At 64.4% G+C, this 20,929-nt stretch carries 17 protein-coding genes; 13 read left to right on the top strand and 4 right to left on the bottom strand.

The features are described 5' to 3' along the window. The first annotated feature begins 586 nt into the window (after nucleotides 1-586). From rarD to HA052_RS08495, 5 genes are all read left to right on the top strand, one after another. Nucleotides 587-1,501, top strand: a complete 915-nt coding sequence (gene rarD, locus HA052_RS08515) for an EamA family transporter RarD (RefSeq protein WP_166451597.1) — start codon at nucleotides 587-589, stop codon at nucleotides 1,499-1,501. 301 nt (nucleotides 1,502-1,802) lie between these two features. Beyond that, a complete protein-coding gene (locus HA052_RS08510; RefSeq protein ID WP_081547485.1) occupies nucleotides 1,803-2,078 on the top strand; it encodes a hypothetical protein in 276 nt (91 codons plus the stop codon). Between the two features lie 357 nt (nucleotides 2,079-2,435). Then, complete coding sequence (locus HA052_RS08505; RefSeq protein WP_166451596.1) at nucleotides 2,436-2,627, top strand: hypothetical protein; 192 nt, start codon at nucleotides 2,436-2,438, stop codon at nucleotides 2,625-2,627. Continuing rightward, nucleotides 2,621-3,181, top strand: coding sequence for a GNAT family N-acetyltransferase (locus tag HA052_RS08500; RefSeq protein ID WP_166451595.1), 561 nt, complete (start codon nucleotides 2,621-2,623; stop codon nucleotides 3,179-3,181). The genes HA052_RS08505 and HA052_RS08500 overlap by 7 nt, the downstream gene beginning before the upstream one ends. Nucleotides 3,182-3,385: 204 nt before the next feature. Beyond that, nucleotides 3,386-5,260, top strand: coding sequence for a M3 family metallopeptidase (locus HA052_RS08495; protein ID WP_166451594.1), 1,875 nt, complete (start codon nucleotides 3,386-3,388; stop codon nucleotides 5,258-5,260). 280 nt (nucleotides 5,261-5,540) lie between these two features. On the opposite strand, the gene HA052_RS08490 is transcribed toward HA052_RS08495, so the two are convergent. The 3 genes from HA052_RS08490 to HA052_RS08480 form a co-directional block, all read right to left on the bottom strand. Then, the gene (locus HA052_RS08490) at nucleotides 5,541-6,101 is read right to left on the bottom strand and encodes a hypothetical protein (protein WP_081547479.1); all 561 of its coding nucleotides are present in this window, start codon (nucleotides 6,099-6,101) and stop codon (nucleotides 5,541-5,543) included. Between the two features lie 67 nt (nucleotides 6,102-6,168). Further along, entirely contained in the window at nucleotides 6,169-7,038 is an 870-nt protein-coding gene (locus HA052_RS08485; RefSeq protein ID WP_166451593.1) for a D-hexose-6-phosphate mutarotase, read from the bottom strand. Between the two features lie 34 nt (nucleotides 7,039-7,072). Beyond that, on the bottom strand, nucleotides 7,073-7,489 hold the full coding sequence (locus tag HA052_RS08480; protein WP_166451592.1) for an Mpo1 family 2-hydroxy fatty acid dioxygenase: 417 nt from the start codon (nucleotides 7,487-7,489) through the stop codon (nucleotides 7,073-7,075). Between the two features lie 157 nt (nucleotides 7,490-7,646). Between HA052_RS08480 and hutC the strand changes: the two genes are divergently transcribed. The 7 genes from hutC to HA052_RS08445 all read left to right on the top strand — a co-directional run bounded on the left by hutC (nucleotide 7,647) and on the right by HA052_RS08445 (nucleotide 17,542). Next, nucleotides 7,647-8,363 carry a histidine utilization transcriptional repressor HutC gene (gene hutC / locus HA052_RS08475; protein WP_019104164.1) on the top strand — a complete coding sequence of 239 codons (717 nt, stop codon included), beginning with the start codon at nucleotides 7,647-7,649 and terminating at the stop codon, nucleotides 8,361-8,363. 241 nt (nucleotides 8,364-8,604) lie between these two features. After that, complete coding sequence (gene hutI / locus HA052_RS08470) at nucleotides 8,605-9,852, top strand: imidazolonepropionase (protein ID WP_166451591.1); 1,248 nt, start codon at nucleotides 8,605-8,607, stop codon at nucleotides 9,850-9,852. Nucleotides 9,853-9,867: 15 nt separating this feature from the next. Then, complete coding sequence (gene hutG / locus HA052_RS08465; RefSeq protein ID WP_240937313.1) at nucleotides 9,868-10,791, top strand: formimidoylglutamase; 924 nt, start codon at nucleotides 9,868-9,870, stop codon at nucleotides 10,789-10,791. A gap of 73 nt (nucleotides 10,792-10,864) precedes the next feature. After that, nucleotides 10,865-12,538, top strand: a complete 1,674-nt coding sequence (hutU, locus tag HA052_RS08460; protein ID WP_166451589.1) for a urocanate hydratase — start codon at nucleotides 10,865-10,867, stop codon at nucleotides 12,536-12,538. A gap of 388 nt (nucleotides 12,539-12,926) precedes the next feature. Next, nucleotides 12,927-14,312 carry an amino acid permease gene (locus HA052_RS08455; protein WP_166451588.1) on the top strand — a complete coding sequence of 462 codons (1,386 nt, stop codon included), beginning with the start codon at nucleotides 12,927-12,929 and terminating at the stop codon, nucleotides 14,310-14,312. A gap of 142 nt (nucleotides 14,313-14,454) precedes the next feature. Beyond that, nucleotides 14,455-15,984 carry a histidine ammonia-lyase gene (hutH, locus tag HA052_RS08450; RefSeq protein WP_166451587.1) on the top strand — a complete coding sequence of 510 codons (1,530 nt, stop codon included), beginning with the start codon at nucleotides 14,455-14,457 and terminating at the stop codon, nucleotides 15,982-15,984. Between the two features lie 220 nt (nucleotides 15,985-16,204). Then, a complete protein-coding gene (locus HA052_RS08445; protein ID WP_081547465.1) occupies nucleotides 16,205-17,542 on the top strand; it encodes a Na+/H+ antiporter family protein in 1,338 nt (445 codons plus the stop codon). 184 nt (nucleotides 17,543-17,726) lie between these two features. Here HA052_RS08445 and HA052_RS08440 read toward each other — a convergent pair whose 3' ends face one another. Beyond that, the gene (locus HA052_RS08440) at nucleotides 17,727-18,482 is read right to left on the bottom strand and encodes a BPSS1780 family membrane protein (RefSeq protein ID WP_081547463.1); all 756 of its coding nucleotides are present in this window, start codon (nucleotides 18,480-18,482) and stop codon (nucleotides 17,727-17,729) included. Between the two features lie 440 nt (nucleotides 18,483-18,922). Here HA052_RS08440 and tkt point away from each other — a divergent pair, with 440 nt between their 5' ends. Then, nucleotides 18,923-20,908 carry a transketolase gene (gene tkt, locus HA052_RS08435; protein ID WP_166451586.1) on the top strand — a complete coding sequence of 662 codons (1,986 nt, stop codon included), beginning with the start codon at nucleotides 18,923-18,925 and terminating at the stop codon, nucleotides 20,906-20,908. Nucleotides 20,909-20,929 lie beyond the last annotated feature (21 nt).

The raw sequence follows: 20,929 nt of genomic DNA, 5'->3' as shown, positions 1-20,929 counted from the left end.
TCCTCCTGTCATTCTCGGGCGCGTCCCGCGGGCGCCAGCGCCGCGCTGTGGACGTCCCATCGCTTGTGGCGATGGGGCCGGCCTGAGCCTTGTGGGCGCGTGCGGCCGGCCTTCTCCTTAAGTTTTAGACCCGCTGGCCCGATGCCACCGCCCCTTAAGAACGTATTTACGATCGTAAACAGATTCTATCCAGGGCGGCGGCCCGGTGTGTCTGCGCCCGCCGCATGGTTGCGGTCTATGCGGCGCCGACGGCTTCTCCTTTGTTGTCAGCGGTTGAGCTCCATCTCCAGCCGGTGTTGTTTTTGATCGCCGGCCTGCTTGACATGTCGGCGCGGTCCCTGGTCCGGGGCTGGGTTCTAGAGTCTTTTCTCTATTTGATCGGACTATAAGTTACGTTTACGTCAACGTCAAAGAGATTGACTGATGTGGACGGCGACTGCGGCGATTGTGCCAGCGCAGCATGCTTGCCATTTGGAAAGTCATTGTTTTAAATATTGAACAATCTGTTGATTGAATAGCGGTTTTTCCGCTGAGGCAATTTGGTTAAGCTGTCATCCTGACCCCCTCCCTTGCTGTGTGAAATCCCATGAGTTCAAATGCTTCTACTTCCGAAAGCGGCCGCGGCGTCGCTTTCACCGTTGCCGCCTTCATCTGTTGGGGTCTGTTTCCGCTGTACTGGAAGCCGCTGCACGATGTCCCGGCTTTGCAAATTCTGTGCCACCGCATTGTTTGGTCGGCGCTGTTCGTCGCTGCGGTGCTGACCGTGCGCAATCATTGGGGCTGGTTGCCGGCGGCGGTGCGCGAACCGCGCAAGCTCGGCATTTTCGCCTTGTCTTCCTTGCTGCTGTCTTTGAATTGGCTGATCTATATCTGGGCGGTGAACGCCGGACACGTGGTGGAGGGCAGCCTGGGTTACTTCATCAATCCGCTGTTCAACGTGCTGCTGGGCAGGCTCTTCCTGTCCGAGCGCCTGAGCGGTTTGCAGAACGCCGCCTTGCTGCTGGCGGCGGCCGGCGTGGCCTGGATCACCTACAGCGCCGGGGCGTTGCCGTGGATCGCGCTGTCGCTGGCGGTCACCTTTGGCCTGTACGGACTGCTGCGCAAGAAAGCGCCGCTGGCTTCGCTGGAGGGGCTGGCGCTGGAAACCTTCCTGATGACGCCGCTGGCGGCGGTGGCGCTGGTCTGGTTCGAATGGCAGGGGCAGGGGGCTTTCGGCCATGGTTCCGCCGCGCAGACCAGCTTGCTGATCGGCGCCGGCGTGGTGACCGCGGTGCCCTTGTTGCTGTTCGCCGCCGGCGCGCGCCGGCTCAAGCTGGCGACGGTGGGGGTGATTCAGTACATCGGCCCCAGCATCCAGTTGGCGTTGGGCGTGTTGTTGTTCGGCGAAGCCTTCGACAGCGGCCGCGCCATCGGTTTCGGCTTGATCTGGGCAGCTTTGCTGCTGTACTCCGTCGCCGGCTTGCTGCAGATGTGGCAGGGGCGACGAGCCGTCGCGGCCTGATTTTTCCGCCGTCAGGACAGCCCGCGTTTCGCAAGAAACGCGGGCTGTTTTCATTAGGATAATTTGCTATAAACCACTCAATGGGCCGTCGCCGGACACTTTCGGCTCCGGCCCATTGCCGAGCCGAATCCGGCCCGTGTCTGTAGTTCCAGAGCACCGAGCGCGGCCGCACCGCGCCGCCTATGCATCGTTGTGATGCCGTTGCCGCCCTGATTGCCCCAAAAACAAGCATTCGCTCCGCGCCGCCTTCGTGCTGCCGGCGGCGGAGTGACATGGTCAATATTTTGCAAGGAGGCGCGTCATGGCGCTCTATTTGGTTAGCGTGGTTTTCTTCGGTTCGGACCTTTTGATCCGCTTGGCCCTGCGCGCGCGTTCCCGCGCCTGGGTGGGGGCGGCGCTGGCGGCCGGCCTGTTGCTGGCTTGCTTGCTGTATCCGATGTTGAGCGATTGGGCGCTGCCCTATATGCCGGACGAACACGGCATGCAGCTTTACGCGGCGATGGTCGGCCTGCAATTGGGGCTGACCGATGCGGCCATTTCCACCAGCCTGGCCCGATATCTAGGTTGGTGGCGCTAAGAACCTGTTTACGATCTGCTGCGCGTCGGCGATACGGCGTTGAAAACAGCATTCGAAATGCTCATGTACCGTATGACCATTCCGCTTTCTCGGCCGTTTTCGCCTTAGCTCGCGAGATCATAAACACGTTCTAAGCGCCGACGCTGGACGGCCGCTTCGGAGGGCGCGGCCGTTGCCGTTTTCTTGTCATGCCATGGGGATGTTTCACGCAGATTATGCTTGACGCCATGCCGGCCCGGTAGCAGACTGCGCAGCGTCGCCAGGCCCCACAAGCCAGACGACGCATGCCGGACGCCTTCCCGCTCCCCGCGGGCCAGCCGTCCATGATCTTTATCGTTCTTTACAGGTTACGCCATCATGGCATTGTTCTTTATTCCCCTGTCGCGGCACTTGCTGCGCGACATTCTCGGCGACGACCACGCGGCGTTGGCCGATAAAGCATGGCGAGAAAGCCAGGCTCAACACCAAGATCAACAAGGGCAATACCAGCGTCAGGAGCTGGAACAGCGCATTCACCGGCTGAGGCTGGAGAAGGGCGGCTTATGCTGAGCCCCTTGCTCTACAGTCGGCGCCTGATGCTGCGCGATTTCCGCCCGGACGACCACTCTGCCTACGCGATGGCGCGCAGCGGCCGCGAGTTCGCTCGTCATTACCCGCCTGAAGAAGTGACGCCGGCGCGCAGCGGGCAATGGTTGCTGCGCTTTCTGGAGCAGCAGCGCGATTCTCCCCGGCGAGCCTGGCAGCTGGCCATCGTGCGCGTCGAAGACAAGGCGCTGCTGGGCTCGGTGGGTCTGCGCGGACTGGAGCGCGGCGGCGAAGCCGGCTTCGGCATCGAGCTTGCGGAGTCGGCCTGGGGCCAGGGCTACGCGCTGGAAGCGGCGCGAATGATGCTGGACTTCGGCTATCGGCAGCTGGGCTGGCACCGGATCTGGGCCGATTGCGCGCCGGGCAACATCGCCATGTTGCAATTGGCGCGACGGCTGGGCTTCGTGGTGCAGCCGCTGGGCGCGGAGCCGCGGCTGAGCCTGCTGTTGTCCGCGGTGCCGCCTCCGTTCTCCGGCCCTCGGCGCGAAGTGCTGCAATGGGCTGCCGCCAGTTGTTAGAGCCAGTTCACGATCTCGCGAGCTAAGCGCCTGTTCAATGTCCGTTGAGCGTCGGCGATACGGCGTTGAACAGGTGCTTAGCGATGGGAGCGGCTCGCACTTGACCCGTGTGGAAGGCGCGCGCACACTCAATGCAAATTTCATAAACAGACTGTCCAGGCCTGCCAAAAGCAGCTGATGGACAGCGCAAAGGAGAGTAGCAAGATGACAGCAATTGCCGAACTGCGCGCGGAGTTCGACCAGCTCAACCACGATTACCTGGCGGTGCACAAAACCAAGGAAGACCTGTTCTGGGACACCTATATGGCGGTGTCCGACGACCACGACGGTTTCGCTCGCGCCGAAGCCGACTACAAAGCCTTTATCTCCAGCCCGGAACGGCTGTCGGTGGTGCGCGCGGCCTTGGAGCGTTTGCAGGCGCAGCCGGCCGGCGCGGAGCGCGACGCCTTGCTGCACGGCTATCAGGGTTGGTTGGCCCTGTTTGAAAGCAACATCATCGCCAGCGCGGCGGCGCAGGAGCAGATGCGCCGGCTGATCGAGATGGAGGCCGAGTTGTTCGCCAAGCGCCGCGACCTCGCGCTCAGCCACATCAACGAGCGCGGCGAGCGCGAAGAGGCGACGCTCACCATGCTGGCCATCAATATGGCCACCAACCCAGATCTCGCCGCGCGCAAAAGCTCGCACGACGCCTTGCTCGATCTGGAGCGCTGGGTGCTGGACAACGGTTTTCTCGACATCGTCAAACAACGCAACGCGCTGGCGCGCAGCCTGGGCAGCGCCGATTATTTTGAGCACAAGGTGCGCAAGAACGAGCAGATGAGGTCGGAGGAGCTGTTCGCCGTGCTCGATGATTTCGAAGCGCGCACCCGCGACGCCAATCAGCGGGCGCTGCGGCGCTTGGCCGACGACAAAGGCGCGGAGGCGTTGCTGCCGTACAATCTGCGCTTCCATATGAGCGGCGACGTTACCCGGCAGATGGATCCCTATCTGCCGTTCTCCAAGGCGGTGGAACGCTGGGTGCTGAGTTTTCGCCGCTTGGGCGTGCAATACCGGCAGGCCACCATGCAGCTGGACCTCGTGGAGCGCAAAGGCAAGTATCAGAACGGCTTCTGCCACGGGCCGGTGCCCAGCTATTACGACGGCGGCCGTTGGGTGCCGGGCAGGATCAATTTCACCGCCGACGCCACGCCGGATCAGGTGGGCAGTGGCGCGCGCGCGATCAACACTTTGTTCCACGAAGGCGGCCACGCCGCTCATTTCGCCAATGTGATCCAAAACGCGCCGTGCTTCTCCCAGGAGTTCGCGCCCACCTCGATGGCTTACGCCGAAACCCAGAGCATGTTCTGCGACAGCCTGCTGAACGACGCCGACTGGCTGAAGCGCTACGCGCGCAACGCCGCGGGCGAGGCGATGCCGGACGCGCTGATCCGCGCGCGCATTGAGGCGATCCAGCCTTTCTTCGCCTTCTCCGAGCGGTCCATCGCCGTGGTCGCTTACTTCGAGCGCGAGCTGTACCGGCTGCCGGAGGCGGAACTGACGCCGGAAACGGTGTTGGCGCTGGCGCGCCGCTGCGAGCGCGAGATCTTGGGCGTCGAATGCGGCCCGCGACCGCTGCTGGCGATTCCGCATCTGTTGAATCAGGAGTCGGCGGCGTCTTATCACGGCTATCTGCTGGCGCATATGGCGGTGTATCAGACCCGGGCCCATTTCCTGCGCGAATACGGCTATCTGACCGACAATCCGGCGATCGGCCCGCTGCTGGCCAAGCATTACTGGGCTCCGGGCAACAGCCTAGATCACGACGCCACTTTGCTGAGCCTGACCGGCGAGCATTTCAACGCCCGTTATCTGGCGGAAGCCTGCGACCTCAGCGTGGACGAGGCCTGGAGGGAAGCGGAGAGGCTGATCGCCGCCGCCGCGGAACGGGATTATGCGCGGGATTACCCGGAGCGGCTGGACGCGACGATACGTCTGGTGCACGGCGCCGAGCTGATCGCCGACAACACCGCGGGGGAGACGGAAATGTGCCGCCGTTTCGAGGCGTGGGTGGGGGAGCGTTACCCGGCCGTTGCACACTAAGAACCTGTTTACGATCTGCTGCGCGTCGGCGATACGGCGGTTGAAACCAAGCTCAAAATGCTCATGTACCACGAGTACATTCCGCTTTTTCGCTCGTTTTCGCCTTGTCTCGCCTTAGCTCGCGAGATCGTAAACACGTTCTAAGGTTTGCTCACGATCCGCTGCGCTTCGCGGGACGCGACACGGAGAGTTCGGTGGCGCGCGCGATCGTGAGCCGTACTAGGCTTTAGAACGCAAAAACGGCAGCCCGCGGGCTGCCGTTGTTTTTAAAGGTCGCCGCTCAAGCCTGACGGTAAATCAGCCGGCCCTCAAACAGCAGTTCGCTGGCGTCCAGCCGGGCGTCGCCGCTGGGCGGCGCGGCGCGCTCGAACACGAAGCGCTGGCCCTGATATTCGATCCAGGCGTTGATCGGCTCTCCCTGAAAACGACCCAGCACTTCCTCTGAACGGGTGACGAAGGCGTTGTCGGGCAGCACGAAGCCTTGCTGCGCGGTTTCCGTCGGGGCTTCCTCCAGCGTCCAGTTGTCGTCGCCGGGCGGTTGCGGATCGTTGCGGGTGGCCATGTGCAGCCACATGCGGAAGGCCCAGTGCGGGAGCAGCACGCGGTGAACGCGTTTGTCGTCGGTAATCACGCAACGTACCGGAAAGCCGGCGCCGCAGGACGGGCAGCGCGCCTGGGCCGCGAGGAAGATCTTGTCCTGCTGCTTGCTGGCGATGCCTTCCATATGCTCCGAGCCCACCATCGCGCGACAGCTGGGGCAGTGTTTGCCGAAGCGGCGCACGCTGTTGCCGTTGGCAAAGGAAATCGGCAGGAAACGGGAAATCTTGTCGGGTCTGGCCATCGCTAGGGGTTCCGGAACTGAAAAACGCGGTCCGCCGGGCTGAGGGCCGCGGCGGTTTCGGCCCTCATTATACCCCGGCCTCGGCGTGGAAGGGCTCCAGCGTCAAGCGGCAAGCCAGGCGATGGCTGGCGCCGGGAGCAAGCTCTCGGACATCGTCGCCGGCGTTGGCGGTTTCCACGCAGATGAAATCAAGCCAGGCGGTTGTCGGCAAGTCGCCCAGCAAGGCCGTCTTTTCAGCCGCCGGGTTCCATACCACCACGCTGCCGGCGCCTTCCGCTGTGACGCGAATGCAACGTTGCCAGACCGGGTCGCGGAGCAAGGCGGGCCGCTCGCTGTAAACAATGCTGTCCACTTCGCCGTGAAAGCGGAACTCGCCGTCCGGCCAGCGGCGTTCGCGGCCTGCCACTTTGTCGTGACAGCGTGCGCCGTCCAGGCCGGACAGCGTGGCCAGACGCGCGTCGCCTACGGCCAGATAGCTGTGCAGCGCGGCGCCCAGTCGCAGGGGACGATCCCCGTGATTGCGGGTGGTCAGCGCCGCCTCCACCGCTGCGCCCAGCCGGTATTCCATTTCCGCCGTAAGGCCGTGGTGTTGGGGGCCGGAGAGTTTCACGTGGAACGCGCCGGCGTCTTCCCGGACTTCGTCCAGGCGCCAGGCTTGCGTGCGCGCCACGCCGTGGGCCGGCTGCGTCGGGTCGTCCGGGTGCGGGCCGAACCAGGGCCAGCACAGCGGCACGCCGCCGCGTATGGCCTTGCCCGGCAGGTAGCGCGCCTGCGGCGACAAATACAGCAAGGGTTGTTCGCCGGCGGGGCGGAAACTGAGCAACTGGCCGCCCAGCAAGGAGATTTCCGCGTGGAAATCCGCCGCGGCAATCACGAGAATATCGACGCCGGGCGCGCGGTTGGACAGCGAGGCGGCGGGAGGCAGGGCGACGGACATACGGGGTTCCGGGCAAAAAACCGATGATAGCGCGCTATAGCCAGCGGCGCAGCGTCCATAGCGGACCTATCAGCAGGAATTGCAGGTCGCGCAGGAAGGAGGGCTTTTTGCCTTCGATCGCGTGGCCGACGAACTGGCCGATCCAGGCGACGACGAACAGCCCCAGAGAGAGGAACGCCAGCGGCAGGCCGGCTCGCGTCGCCGCCTCCAGAAGCAAGAGCATGGGCAGGCACATCGCCGCCATCGCCAGCGCGGGCGCGCGGCCCAGCCGCCAATAGAAGGCCAGGCCGGCCGCCGCGGCCAGCCAGGCGAGGTTCAGCGGCGAGGGCACGCTGGATAGCAGGCCCAAGAGCGCGAACACGATGGCGGGCACGCAGATTTTATGAATGCGGATATTGACGGGATGGCGGTGACTGAGATCATACTCTTGCAACCATTGCTCAAGCGTCATGTCAGGCCTCGCAAACGGGCGACGGGCTTCCATCTTGGCGCAGACAAGCGGCGGCGGCAATGCCCGCGGCCGGTTTTGTCTGCGCTGGATCAGGGGCTTGCGCGCCGCCTTGGGCTACAATCCTTTTGCCAACCGTTCAATCTTCTAGGTTCCCAAGGTGTCATCCACAGCACAACCGCGTTATTTGCGCATCAAGGAATACATCCTCGAAGGCATCCGCTCCCGCCAGTTTCTGCCCGGCGGCAAGATCCCGCCAGAGCTGGAGTTGGCGCGCCAGTTCCAGGTGTCGCGCATGACCGTCAACAAGGCGGTGCGCGATCTGGCCGAGGCCGGCATCCTGCTGCGCTTCGCCGGCGACGGCACTTATGTGGCCGAGCGCAAGGCTGAGTCGCCTTTGCTGGACATCAACAATATCTCCGAGGAAATCGAGGCGCGCGGCCACCGCCACAGCGCCGACGTTTACGAACTCAAGGCCGTGCTCGCCACCGAGGACGTGGCCTTGCGCCTGGGGGTAAAGGAAGGCAGTACGGTATTTCGCTCCTTGATCGTGCACCGAGAGGACGATGTGGCCATTCAGCTGGAAGACCGCTACGTCAACCCCGCCTTCGCGCCGGATTATCTGGAACAGGACTTCAGCAGCCGCACGCCCAATGACTACCTGATGAAAAATTGCCCGCTGACCGATATCGAGCACAGCGTGGAGGCGGTGCTGCCCAGCGCGGCGGAGCAGGCGATGCTGGACATGACGGCGCGTGAGCCCTGCCTGTTGGTTTTACGCCGCACCTGGTCGCACAAGAAGCTGGTCAGCTTTGCGCGGCTGACCCATCCGGGCTCGCGCTACAAGCTGCGTTCGCAAACCCGGGTCAAGCGCTAAGCGTCCGCGCCGTGGCGCCTGATGGTTTGCGGCGTTTTAATGTATATACAAATTAGCGTTGAATTTTCGCGCTCGCACAAGCCGCCTCTGGGCGGCTTTTTTGTTGCCATGCAACATCAAATGATTGTCCTGTAAGCACAATCTGCCAATTCTGCCTATTTACAAAAATCACGGCGCCAAACTTGACAGGCAGTTTGGATAGGATTAATTGTATATACAAATAACCCGCAACGAGCCCACCATGAGTCAAGCCGAAACGGATCGCCGTAGCCTGTGGATCAACGCCAGGCTGGCGACGATGGACCCGAGCCTCCCGGCGCCCTACGGCGCCTTGGAAGGCCATGCGCTTTTGCTGGAAGCCGGCCGCATCGTCGCGTTGCCGCCGGCCGCGGATATCGACCCCGCGGGTTTCGACGGCGCGGTGATCGACGCCCAGGGCGCCTGGATCACCCCAGGCTTCATCGATTGCCACACCCACTTGGTCTACGGCGGCAACCGCGCCGCCGAATGGGAAAAGCGCCTCAACGGCGTGCCTTACCAACAGATTGCCGCCGAGGGCGGCGGCATCGTATCCACTGTGCGCGCCACTCGGGCGTTGGACGAGGCCGGCCTGGCCGCCGCCGCCAAGCCGCGGCTGCGCGCCTTGATGGCCGAGGGCGTGACCACGGTGGAAATCAAGTCCGGCTACGGCCTGAGTCTGGAAGACGAACTCAAGCAATTGCGCGCGGCGCGGCGTTTGCGGGACGAGCTGCCGGTGGAAGTGTCCGCCACCTTGCTGGCCGCTCACGCGCTGCCGCCGGAGTTCGCCGGCCGCGCCGACGCCTACATCGACCACATCGTCGACGCCATCCTGCCGGCCGCAGCGAGCGCCGGCTTGGCGGAGGCGGTTGACGCTTTCTGCGAGAGCGTGGGCTTCAGCCCGGCGCAGACCCGCCGCGTGTTCGAGGCGGCGCGCGCGCATGGTCTCAAGGTCAAGGGGCATGTCGAGCAGCTGTCCAATCTGCACGGCGCCGAATTGGTGGCCGAGTTCGGCGGCTGGTCCGCCGATCACGTTGAATATCTGGACGCCGCCGGCGTGGCGGCCTTGAAGGCCGCCGACACCGTGGCGGTGCTGCTGCCGGGCGCCTTCTATTTCCTGCGCGAGACCCAGAAGCCGCCGGTGGAGCTGCTCCGCGCCGCCGGCGTGCCGATGGCGGTGTCCACCGATCTCAATCCCGGCACCAGCCCGTTCGCCTCCATCCGGTTGGCGATGAACCAGGCCTGCGTCTTGTTCGGCCTGACGCCGGAAGAGGCGCTGGCCGGCGTCACCCGCCACGCGGCGCAGGCGCTGGGCCGCGGCGGCAGCAACGGCCGCTTGGCCGCCGGCCGCGTCGCCGACTTCTTGGTGTGGGACATCGATTCGCCGGCCGAGATCGTTTACGGCTTGGGCGACAATCCTTTGCGTCAGCGCGTGTTCCGCGGCGTGGCGCAGCATATGAAAGGCTGTTGAAGCATGAGCGTGGACATGAGTGTTTGGAACGGCCGGATCGACGCCGGCGAGGGCGATCTGGCGCGGCGCTGGCATCAACTGGCGCGGCCCTACGCCGCCGGGCTGGAGCCGGGCGTCGGCATCGTCGGCTTTGTCTGCGACGAGGGCGTGCGCCGCAACCAGGGCCGCGTCGGCGCGGCCGCCGGGTCGACGGCGATCCGCAAGGCGTTGGCCAATCTGGCCTGGCACCAGGCCTTGCCCTTGTGCGACGCCGGCGACGTGGCCTGCGCCGACGGCGATCTGGACGCCGCGCAGGCGCGGTTGGCGGAACAAGTGCGTCGGCTGCGCGCCGACGGTCATTTCCCGCTGGTGCTGGGCGGCGGCCACGAAACCGCCTACGGCACCTGGCGCGGCCTGGCGGCCGCGCATCCGGACAAGGTGATCGGCATTGTCAATTTCGACGCTCATTTTGATCTTCGCGAAGCGGCCGAGGCCACCTCCGGCACCCCGTTCGCCCAGATCGCCGCCGATTGCGCGCAAGCCGGCCGGCCTTTCCACTATCTGTGCCTGGGCGTGGCCGAGCCGTCCAACACCCAGGCGCTGTTCGCCCGCGCCCGCGCGCTCGGCGTCAAGTGGACGCTGGACAGCGACATGACGCTGGATACCTTGTCCACGGTGCGCAGCGCGATGATGGCTTTCGTCGATCAGGTGGACATCGTCTACCTGACCATAGATCTGGATGTATTGCCCGCCAGCGTGATGCCGGCGGTTTCCGCCCCCGCCGCCATGGGGGTGGCGCTGCCCGTGGTCGAGGCCCTGGTCCGGCGCCTGGCCGAAAGCGGCAAATTGGCGGCCGCCGACCTGGTGGAATTGAACCCGGCCTTCGACATAGACAGCCACGGCGCCAAGACCGCCGCCCGGCTGGCGTGGAGCATAGGCCGGCATCTGAAACAAGCCTGAATCCGTTTAGCGATAGCGTCATTCCCCGCCCGCCGGGTCACAACCGGCGGCGGGTTTACAAAGGAGAATACTGATGTCCGACCCGCGTTTTGATCCGACCCGCCACATCCGCGCGCCGCGCGGAGCCGAATTGACTTGCAAGAGCTGGCTGACCGAAGCCGCCTACCGCATGATCCAGAACAATCTGGACGCGGAAGTGGCCGAGCATCCGCAAAGCCTGGTGGTGTACGGCGGCATTGGCCGCGCCGCCCGCGACTGGAAGTGCTACGACACCATCCTGGACGTGCTCAAGCGTCTGGAGGACGACGAAACTCTGCTGGTGCAATCCGGCAAGCCGGTGGGCGTGTTCAAGACTCACGCCGACGCGCCGCGCGTTTTGATCGCCAACTCCAACCTGGTGCCGCACTGGGCCAATTGGGAGCACTTCAACGAGCTGGATAAGAAGGGCCTGATGATGTACGGCCAGATGACCGCCGGCTCCTGGATCTACATCGGTTCGCAAGGGATTGTGCAGGGGACTTACGAAACCTTCTTCTCCGTGGCTAACCAGCACTTCGACGGCAAGCCGCAAGGCCGCTGGATTCTGACCGGCGGCTTGGGCGGCATGGGCGGCGCCCAGCCGCTGGCCGCCACCATGGCCGGCTTCAGCATGATCGCCGTCGAATGCGACGAGACCCGCATCGATTTCCGACTGAAAACCCGTTATGTGGACCGCAAGGCCAAGACCCTGGACGAGGCGCTGGCCATCATTGATGAGGCCAAGCACAGCGGCAAGGCGGTGTCGGTGGGCTTGCTGGGCAACGCCGCCGACGTGTTCACGGAACTGGTTGAACGCGGCATCACTCCGGACGTGGTCACCGACCAGACCTCGGCCCACGACCCGGTGCACGGCTATCTGCCGCAGGGCTGGACCGTGGAGCAATGGCGCGCCAAGCAGAAAACGTCCGCCGCCGAAATCACCGCCGCCGCCAAGCAGTCGATGGCGGTGCAGGTGCGCGCGATGCTGGCTCTGCAGCAGCACGGCGCCGCCACGCTGGACTACGGCAACAACATCCGCCAGATGGCGCTGGAAGAGGGCGTGGCCAACGCGTTCGACTTCCCCGGCTTCGTGCCGGCCTATGTGCGCCCGCTGTTCTGCGAAGGCATCGGCCCCTTCCGCTGGGTGGCGCTGTCCGGCGATCCGGAAGATATCTACAAGACCGACCAGAAGGTCAAGGAGCTGATCCCGGACGATCCTCACCTGCATAACTGGCTGGATATGGCCAAGGAGCGCATCAGCTTCCAGGGCTTGCCGGCGCGTATTTGCTGGGTGGGCCTGAAGGACCGCGCCCGCCTGGGACTGGCCTTCAACGAGATGGTCAAGAACGGTGAGTTGAAAGCGCCCATCGTAATTGGCCGCGACCACCTGGACTCCGGTTCGGTGGCCTCGCCCAACCGCGAGACTGAAAGCATGAAGGACGGTTCCGACGCCGTGTCCGATTGGCCCTTGCTGAACGCCTTGCTCAACACCGCCGGCGGCGCCACCTGGGTGTCGCTGCATCACGGCGGCGGCGTGGGCATGGGCTTCTCCCAGCATTCCGGCGTGGTCATCGTCTGCGACGGCAGCGACGCCGCGGCCAAGCGCGTGGGCCGCGTGCTGCGCAACGACCCGGGCACCGGCGTGATGCGTCACGCCGACGCAGGCTATGAGATCGCCGAGAACTGCGCGAGAGAGCAGGGATTGGACCTGCCGATGCTGAAGCGCTGAGAACCCTTACGTTCTGAAGGTAGGGTATTGCCGCCGCGCTCACGCCGGCGGCGACTGACGGCAGCCGGGAAGGCCCGGATGCCGCGGCCCCGCACGACAAGCTTGTACAAATAAGCGGCGGGGCAGGCAATTGTTTTGCAAAGGAAAAAAACGGTCAGGTTGTTCTTGCGCGTTCGTTGAGACGCGCCGGCGCGTTCGCGCCCGCAGTCCACATGGTTTCGTCATGAGCTGTCGCGGATTCCGCGTCTTGGTCTTGTGGTCCGTCCACGCTGGCTCTACAGTTTGCCGGCGCTGGGTTGCGCAACGAAACATGTCGGGCCGCGGGATGCGGCGTAGCGGGCGCATCCGCGTTCGGTCGACAAGCGCAGCCATGCCCAGGAGGAGAGAGATGCAGACACAAACACTGACGCGCGGTCTGACCGCCCGTCACATCCGTTTCATGGCGCTGGGGTCGGCCATCGGCACCGGCTTGTTCTACGGTTCGGCGGCGGCGATACAGATGGCCGGTCCGGCGGTATTGCTGGCTTATTTGATCGGCGGCGCGGCCGTCTACATGGTGATGCGCGCGCTGGGCGAGATGGCGGTGCATAACCCGGTGGCCGGTTCCTTCGGCCATTACGCCACCAGCTACCTTGGCCCCTTGGCCGGGGTGATCACCGGCTGGACCTACGCTTTCGAGATGATCATCGTCTGCCTGGCCGACGTGACCGCCTTCGGCATCTACATGAGTTTGTGGTTTCCGGAAGTGGACCGTTGGATCTGGGTGCTGAGCATCATCTTCTTCATCGGCGCCTTGAACCTGTGCAGCGTCAAGGTGTTCGGCGAAATGGAGTTCTGGCTGTCCATCGTCAAGGTGGGCGCCATCGTCGCGATGATCATCGGCGGCGTGGCCATCATCCTGTTCGGCTTCGGCAGCGCCGAGGCCAGCGGCCTGCACAATCTGTGGTCGCACGGTGGTTTCATGCCCAATGGCTGGGGCGGGGTGGTCGCCTCGCTGGCGGTGGTGATGTTCGCCTTCGGCGGCATCGAGATCATCGGCATTTCCGCCGGGGAGGCGCAGGATCCGCAGCGCACCATCCCGCGCGCGATCAACGCGGTGCCGGTGCGCATCCTGTTGTTCTACGTGCTGACGCTGACCGTGCTGATGTCCATCTTCCCGTGGCCGAAGATCGGCAGCCAGGGCAGCCCCTTCGTGCAGATTTTCGAAAGCCTGGGCATTCCCGCCGCCGCCCATATTCTCAACGCGGTGGTGATCTCGGCGGCGATCTCGGCGATCAACAGCGACATCTTCGGCGCCGGCCGCATGCTTTACGGCATGGCGCGTCAGGGCCAGGCGCCGCAGAGTTTCGCCAAGCTGTCGTCCAACGGCGTGCCGTGGATGACGGTGTTGGTCATGGCCGCCGCCTTGTTGTTGGGCGTGGTGCTCAACTACCTGATGCCCAAGGACGTGTTCTTGCTGATCGCCTCCATCGCCACCTTCGCCACGGTGTGGGTGTGGCTGATGATCTTGCTGTCTCAGGTGGCGATGCGCCGCCAGATGAGCAAGGAGCAGGCGGCGGAGCTGAAATTCCCGGTGCCGTTCTGGCCGTACGCGCCGCTGGCGGCGATCGGCTTCATGTTGTTCGTGATCGGCGTGCTTGGTTACTTCGAGGATACCCGCTCCGCGCTGCTGGTGGGCATGGTGTGGGTGGCGCTGGTGGTGGCTGGACATTTCCTGTGGAGCCGGGTGCTGGCGCCCGGCGTGGAGGCTCAGGCTCAGCGCGACGCCGCGTAAAGGCGCGGCGCAAGGTTTTTTTATCCGGCGGGCGCTCGCTCGCCGGAACATTCAAGCCGCTTGCCGGCAGGGCGCGATAACACAAAACCAGCGCTCACCGCGGCGAGCGGCGCTGCAAACGCTTTAGAAGGAGAACCTCAAGATGGCATTGAATATTGTTCCCGGCACGCTCAGCCTGGCCGAGCTGCGTCGCGTTTCACGTGAAACCGGTTTGCAACTGAAACTGGATCCGTCCAGCCACGCCGCCATCGACGCCTCCGCCGCCACGGTGGCGCGGGTGCTGTCCGAAGGCCGCACCGCTTACGGCATCAACACCGGTTTCGGCTTGCTGGCCAATACCCGCATCGCGCCGGAAGAGCTGGAATTGCTGCAGCGCTCCATCGTGCTCTCCCACGCCGCCGGCATCGGCGCGCCGATGGACGAATCCACCGTGCGCCTGGTGATGGCTTTGAAAATCAACTCGCTGGCGCGCGGTTTTTCCGGCATCCGCCGGCTGGTGATCGAGGCGCTGGTCACCTTGTTCAACCAGCGCATCTATCCAGTGATTCCGCAGAAAGGCTCGGTGGGCGCGTCCGGCGATCTGGCGCCGCTGTCGCATATGAGCGCGGTGTTGATCGGCGAGGGTGAAGCCTTCGTCAACGGCACCCGCGTGCCGGGCGCGGTGGCGATGCGCTCCGCCGGCCTGGAGCCGATTACTCTGGCGCCCAAGGAAGGCCTGGCCTTGCTGAACGGCACCCAGGCGTCCACCGCCTTTGCGCTGGAAGGTCTGTTCGCCGCGGAAGACCTGTACGCCTCGGCCTCGGTGGCCGGCGCGCTGTCGGTGGAAGCCGCGCTGGGCAGCCGCACGCCGTTCGACGAACGCATTCACGCTGTGCGCGGCCACGCCGGCCAGATCGACGCCGCCCGTATTTACCGCAGCCTGCTGGAACATAGCGAGATCGAAGGCTCGCACGAAAACTGCGGCAAGGTGCAGGACCCGTACTCGCTGCGCTGCCAGCCGCAAGTGATGGGCGCTTGCCTGACCCAGATTCGCCAAGCCGCGGCGGTGCTGGTGGTGGAAGCCAACTCAGTGTCCGACAACCCGCTGGTGTTCGCCGCCGACAACGACATCCTGTCCGGCGGCAACTTCCACGCCGAGCCGGTGGCCTTCGCCGCCGACAATCTGGCGCTGGCGATTGCCGAAATCGGCTCGCTCTCCGAACGCCGGATGGCGCTGCTGATCGACAGCAATCTGTCCAAGCTGCCGCCCTTCCTGGTCAATAACGGCGGGGTCAACTCCGGCTTCATGATCGCCCAGGTCACCGGCGCGGCCCTGGCTTCGGAAAACAAATCGCTGGCGCATCCGGCCTCGGTGGACAGCCTGCCCACCTCGGCCAACCAGGAAGACCACGTGTCCATGGCCACTTTCGCCGGCCGCCGTCTGCGCGACATGGCCGGCAACACCGCCGGCATCCTGGCGGTGGAATTGCTGGCCGCCTGCCAGGGCGTGGACTTCCGCGCGCCGCACAAGACCTCGGCCAAGCTGGAAGCGGCCAAGGCGGAGTTGCGCGAGCAGGTGAGCTTCTACGACAAGGACCGCTACTTCGCGCCGGACATCGAGAAAGCCGCCGCGCTGGTGGCCAGCGGTTCCTACAACCGTTTCGTCGAGACCGGCCTGCTGCCGTCGCTGTAAGCACTCAGCCCACCGCGTAAAGGGAAAGCGGCGGGTTGTAAAACGCCGGCTCCAGGTGTTTCCTGGGCCGGCGCGCTCGTCTCCGGCAAGCCGGAGGCGAAGCTGATAATCATGAGCCATCAGACCATGATGCGCGTAGTTCGGGGAGTGGAGCCCGGCGGTGCCGGGACGCCAGACTATCGACGCGCCCGCCAAGACGGGCGTGAACGAGGAGACTCCGATGAATGCCGTAGTGTTAGCCGTATTGGTCATGATGGCTTTGAGCCTGTCGCGGGTGCCGGTGGTGTTGGCCCTGATTCTTTCCGCCGCCATTGGCGGCATTTACGCGGGCATGTCGCCAGAGGCGGTGGTGCAAGCGTTCAACGGGGGCTTGGGTGCCGGCGCTCCGGTGGCGCTGGCCTATGCGACCTTGGGCGCTTTCGCCATTGCGCTGTCGCGCACCGGCATTGTGCAGGGGCTGTCGGGCCGGATGGTCGGCTACATCCAGCACGGAGGGCATTCGGAGCGCATGCTGCGCGTGGTCAAGTGGAGTTTGCTGGCTTGCCTGGTGCTGGCCGGTTTCGCCTCGGGCACCGTCATTCCCGTGCATATCGCCTTCATCCCCATCCTGGTGCCGCCTTTGCTACTGGTGATGAACCGGCTGCAACTGGACCGGCGCGCGGTGGCCTGCGCCATCACCTTTTCCATTACCGTGATGTATATGACGATGCCGATCGGCTTCGGCGCCATCTTCCTCAACGATATCCTGGTGGGCAACATCAACAAGGCCGGCGCGGCCAGCGGCTTTCAGGTTGGCTTGAGCGCGGCGCCTTTGGCTATGCTGATCCCAGCGTCGGGCATGGTGTTTGGTCTGGCGCTGGCCTTGCTGTTCAGCTATCGGCGGCGGCGCAGTTACCAGGATGTCGCCGTGACCGGCGGTGAACACGGCAGCGTCAAATTGGGTCCTTGGCAGCGGGTGTCCATTGGCGCGGCCTTGTTGCTGTCCTTGCTGGCGCAGCTGTGGACCGGGTCCATGGTGTTTGGCGGCCTGGTGGGTTTTGCCTTGATCTCCGGCTCCGGGGTGATGCGCTGGACCGAACTGGACAGCCATTTCACTCAGGGCATGCGCCTGATGGCCCAGGTGGGCTTTATCATGATCGCCGCGGCGGGCTTCGCCAGCGTGATGAACGCCAGCGGCGACGTCCAGTCGCTGGTGCGTTCCTCGGTGGCGCTGATTGGCGACAACCGCGCGCTGGCCGCTTTCATGATGTTGTTGGTGGGTTTGCTGATCACCATGGGGATAGGCTCGTCCTTCTCCACCGTCCCCATCATCGCCTCCATCTACGTGCCGCTGGCCTTGGGGTTCGGGTTTTCCGAACTGGCCATCGTTTCGCTGGTCGGCACGGCCGCGGCCTTGGGCGACGCCGGCTCGCCGGCGTCGGATTCCACTCTGGGGCCGACCGCCGGTTTGAACGCAGATGGCCAGCATGATCATATGTGGGGCACGGTGGTGCCGACTTTCCTGCACTTCAACCTGCCCTTGCTGGGCTTTGGCTGGGCCGCCGCGATGCTGCTGTGAGGGCATGAAAAAGCCCCGCTGGGCGGGGCTTGATTGAAGAGGCGAGCCGGGCTTAGAGCGTGTTTACGATCTAGCGAGCTAAGGCGAGACAAGGCGAAAACGGCTGAGGAAGCGATGGTACATGAGCATTTCGCAGCGGTTTTAACGCCGTATCGCCGACGCGCAGCAGACGTTGAACAGGTTCTTAAAACACCACCGGCTCGTCCGGCCGCGCCGGCGTCGCCGACTGGCCGAAAATATCTTTCCAGCCGGTGTAGGCGGTCACGTACAGCACCGGGAACCACAGCAAGAGGCCAAGGCCCAGCGGAATCATCGCGATGAAGGCCAGCACCGCAAGCATCAGACCGCTTACCAATACCGCGCCCCAGTTGGCGAGGCCGGCTTGCAGGCTGGCGCGGATCGCCTGCCACGGGCCGGCCTGGTTCAGCGTCACCAGCGCCGGCGCGAACCAGTAAGCCAGGCTGACCAGGAAGATAGCCACGCCGCCGATGAAGGCGAACAGCGCGATGGGGCCGGCGATCACCGGGATCGCGTTGGGGTCGCTCTTGGCCACGCTCACGCCCATCGCGCCCATCAACAGGCCCAGCACCACGCCGATGACGATCAGGATGGCCAGGTACAGCATGCCCACATTGATCAGCGGCCGCAGCGCGGTCTTGAAGCCGGCGAACAGATCGCCCAGTTCCAGCTCCGATCCCTGCTCGCATTTTTTCGCCGCCAGGATGAAGCCGGCGGCGAACACCGGCGCCAGGAAGAAGGACAGCGGGCCGCCCAGCAAGGGAATCATGCTGACGATGAAATTGATCACCAGATAGGCCAGCGCCAGCAAAATCCAGGTCAGCGGCTGCTGGCGAACAATGTAGAAGGCCTCCACGATCCAGCGCCAGCCGCGTCCTAAAGCGACTTTGCGCGGAGCGGGTAGGGCATCGAATGATTGCATCTAAATCTCCAAAAAAGGTTGTGCCAAACAAGCCGGCGGCGCTTGGCGGCGCCGGCCGGCTCGCGTCGTTGCGTCGTTTGCGCGGCAAAAAGGCAGAGCCAGACTGACCGCGATTTGCGACGCGGGTTTCCCCGCCTGCGCCTCTTATCCGCATTATGCCCATTCGTCATCGATGAAATCGGGAGCGGAATCATTCGCAGGCTTTTGATTCAAAATGCATTTTACGCCTGCATCGGCATTATCTTGCAAAACGGCCGCATCCGGCTATTTTTCATACCCCTTCATGCCGCCACGGTATTCCGCGCGGCGGGGCGGTTGCCGCCTATGGTGAAAATCAGCGATAATTCCATGATTTTGCGACGGTTGGTCCATGCCGGAGGCATGTTCGGATGGCGCGGCCGTCGTCCCGGTTTCCACACAAGTCTTGAGGTTTTCCCGAAATGGTCACCCGTACCGAGCTTGCCAACGCCATCCGTTTCCTGTCCATGGATGCTGTTGAAAAAGCCAAATCCGGTCACCCCGGCGCCCCGATGGGGATGGCAGACATCGCGGAAGTATTGTGGCGCGATCACCTGAAACACAACCCGGCCAACCCCAACTGGCCAGACCGCGACCGCTTCGTGCTGTCCAACGGTCACGGTTCCATGTTGATCTACAGCCTGTTGCACCTCTCCGGTTACGACCTCTCCATCGAAGACCTCAAGCAGTTCCGTCAGCTCCACTCCAAAACGCCCGGCCATCCCGAATACGGCTACGCTCCCGGCATTGAAACCACCACCGGCCCGCTGGGCCAGGGCATCACCAACGCGGTGGGCATGGCGCTGGCCGAGAAAATGCTGGCGGCGCAGTTCAATCGCGACGGCCATCAGATCGTAGACCACCACACTTACGCTTTCCTGGGCGACGGCTGCCTGATGGAAGGCATCAGCCACGAAGCCTGCTCGCTGGCCGGCACCTGGGGGCTCAACAAGCTGATCGCCTTCTGGGACGACAACGGCATCTCCATCGACGGCCACGTGGAAGGCTGGTTCACCGACGACACGCCGGCCCGCTTCGAAGCCTACGGCTGGCAGGTGATCAAGAACGTCAACGGGCACGATCCGGTGGAAGTGGCCACCGCCATCGCCACCGCGCAGAAGGAAAGCGCGCGTCCGACGCTGATCTGCTGCAAGACCACCATCGGCTTCGGCGCGCCCACCAAGCAGGGCAGCCACGATTGCCACGGCTCGCCGTTGGGCGCGGTCGAAATCGCCGCCGCGCGAGAAGGCTTGAATTGGCCGCACGCGCCGTTCGAGATCCCGGCCGAGATTTACGCCGAGTGGAGCGCGCGCGACAAGGGCGCGCTGGCCGAGATCGAATGGAACAAGCGCTTCGACGCCTACCGCGCCGCTTACCCTGAACTGGCAGCCGAATTCAGCCGCCGCATGCAGGGCGAGCTGCCGGCCGGCTGGGAAGAGACCAAGGCTGCCGCCTTGGCCAAGATCGCCGACGCCGCCCAGACCGTGGCCACCCGCAAGGCCAGCCAGATCGCGTTGGAAGCGCTGTCGCCGGCGCTGCCGGAATTCGTCGGCGGCTCCGCCGACCTGACCGGCTCCAATCTGACCAACTGGTCCGGCTCCAAGTGGATAGACCACGACGGCCAGGGCAACTACATCAGCTACGGCGTGCGCGAGTTCGGCATGGCCGCCATCATGAACGGCATGACCCTGCACGGCGGCCTGCGTCCGTACGGCGGCACCTTCCTGATGTTCAGCGAATACGCCCGCAACGCCTTGCGCATGGCTTCGCTGATGAAGATCAACCCGATTTTCGTGTTCACCCACGATTCCATCGGCCTTGGCGAAGACGGCCCCACCCACCAGCCGGTGGAGCAAGTGGCCACGCTGCGTTACATCCCCAACCACCATACCTGGCGTCCGTGCGACACCGCCGAAACCGCGGCGGCCTGGGCGCACGCCGTCGAGCAGAAGACCACGCCGAGCAGCATGGTGCTGAGCCGCCAGAACCTGCCCTTCGTCGCCCGCGACGCGGCGCAGCTGGCCGCGATCCAGAAGGGCGGCTACGTGCTGCGCGACGCCGCCGGCGCCCGCGCGGTGCTGATCGCCACCGGTTCCGAAGTGGAACTGGCGCTGAAGGCGCAGGAGGCGCTGGCGGCGGAAGGCGTCGCCGTGCGCGTGGTGTCCATGCCGTGCACCAATGTGTTCGACCGGCAAGACAAGGCCTGGCGCGACAGCGTGCTGCCGGCGGGCCTGCCGCGGCTGGCGATCGAAGCCGGCCATCCGGACTTCTGGCGCAAATACGTGGGCCTGGACGGCGACGTGGTCGGCATCGACCACTTTGGCGAATCCGCCCCGGCCCCGCAGTTGTTCCAGGCCTTCGGCTTCACCGTCGACAATGTCGTGGCCAAGACCAAAGCGCTGCTGTGATGTAAAGACAGGCCATTGCGA

The sequence above is a fragment of the Chromobacterium fluminis genome, from assembly GCF_011602385.1.
GTDB lineage: Bacteria > Pseudomonadota > Gammaproteobacteria > Burkholderiales > Chromobacteriaceae > Chromobacterium > Chromobacterium fluminis.
The sequence above is the reverse complement of the archived record's forward strand: the minus strand, read 5'-3'. Positions and strand labels throughout refer to the sequence as shown.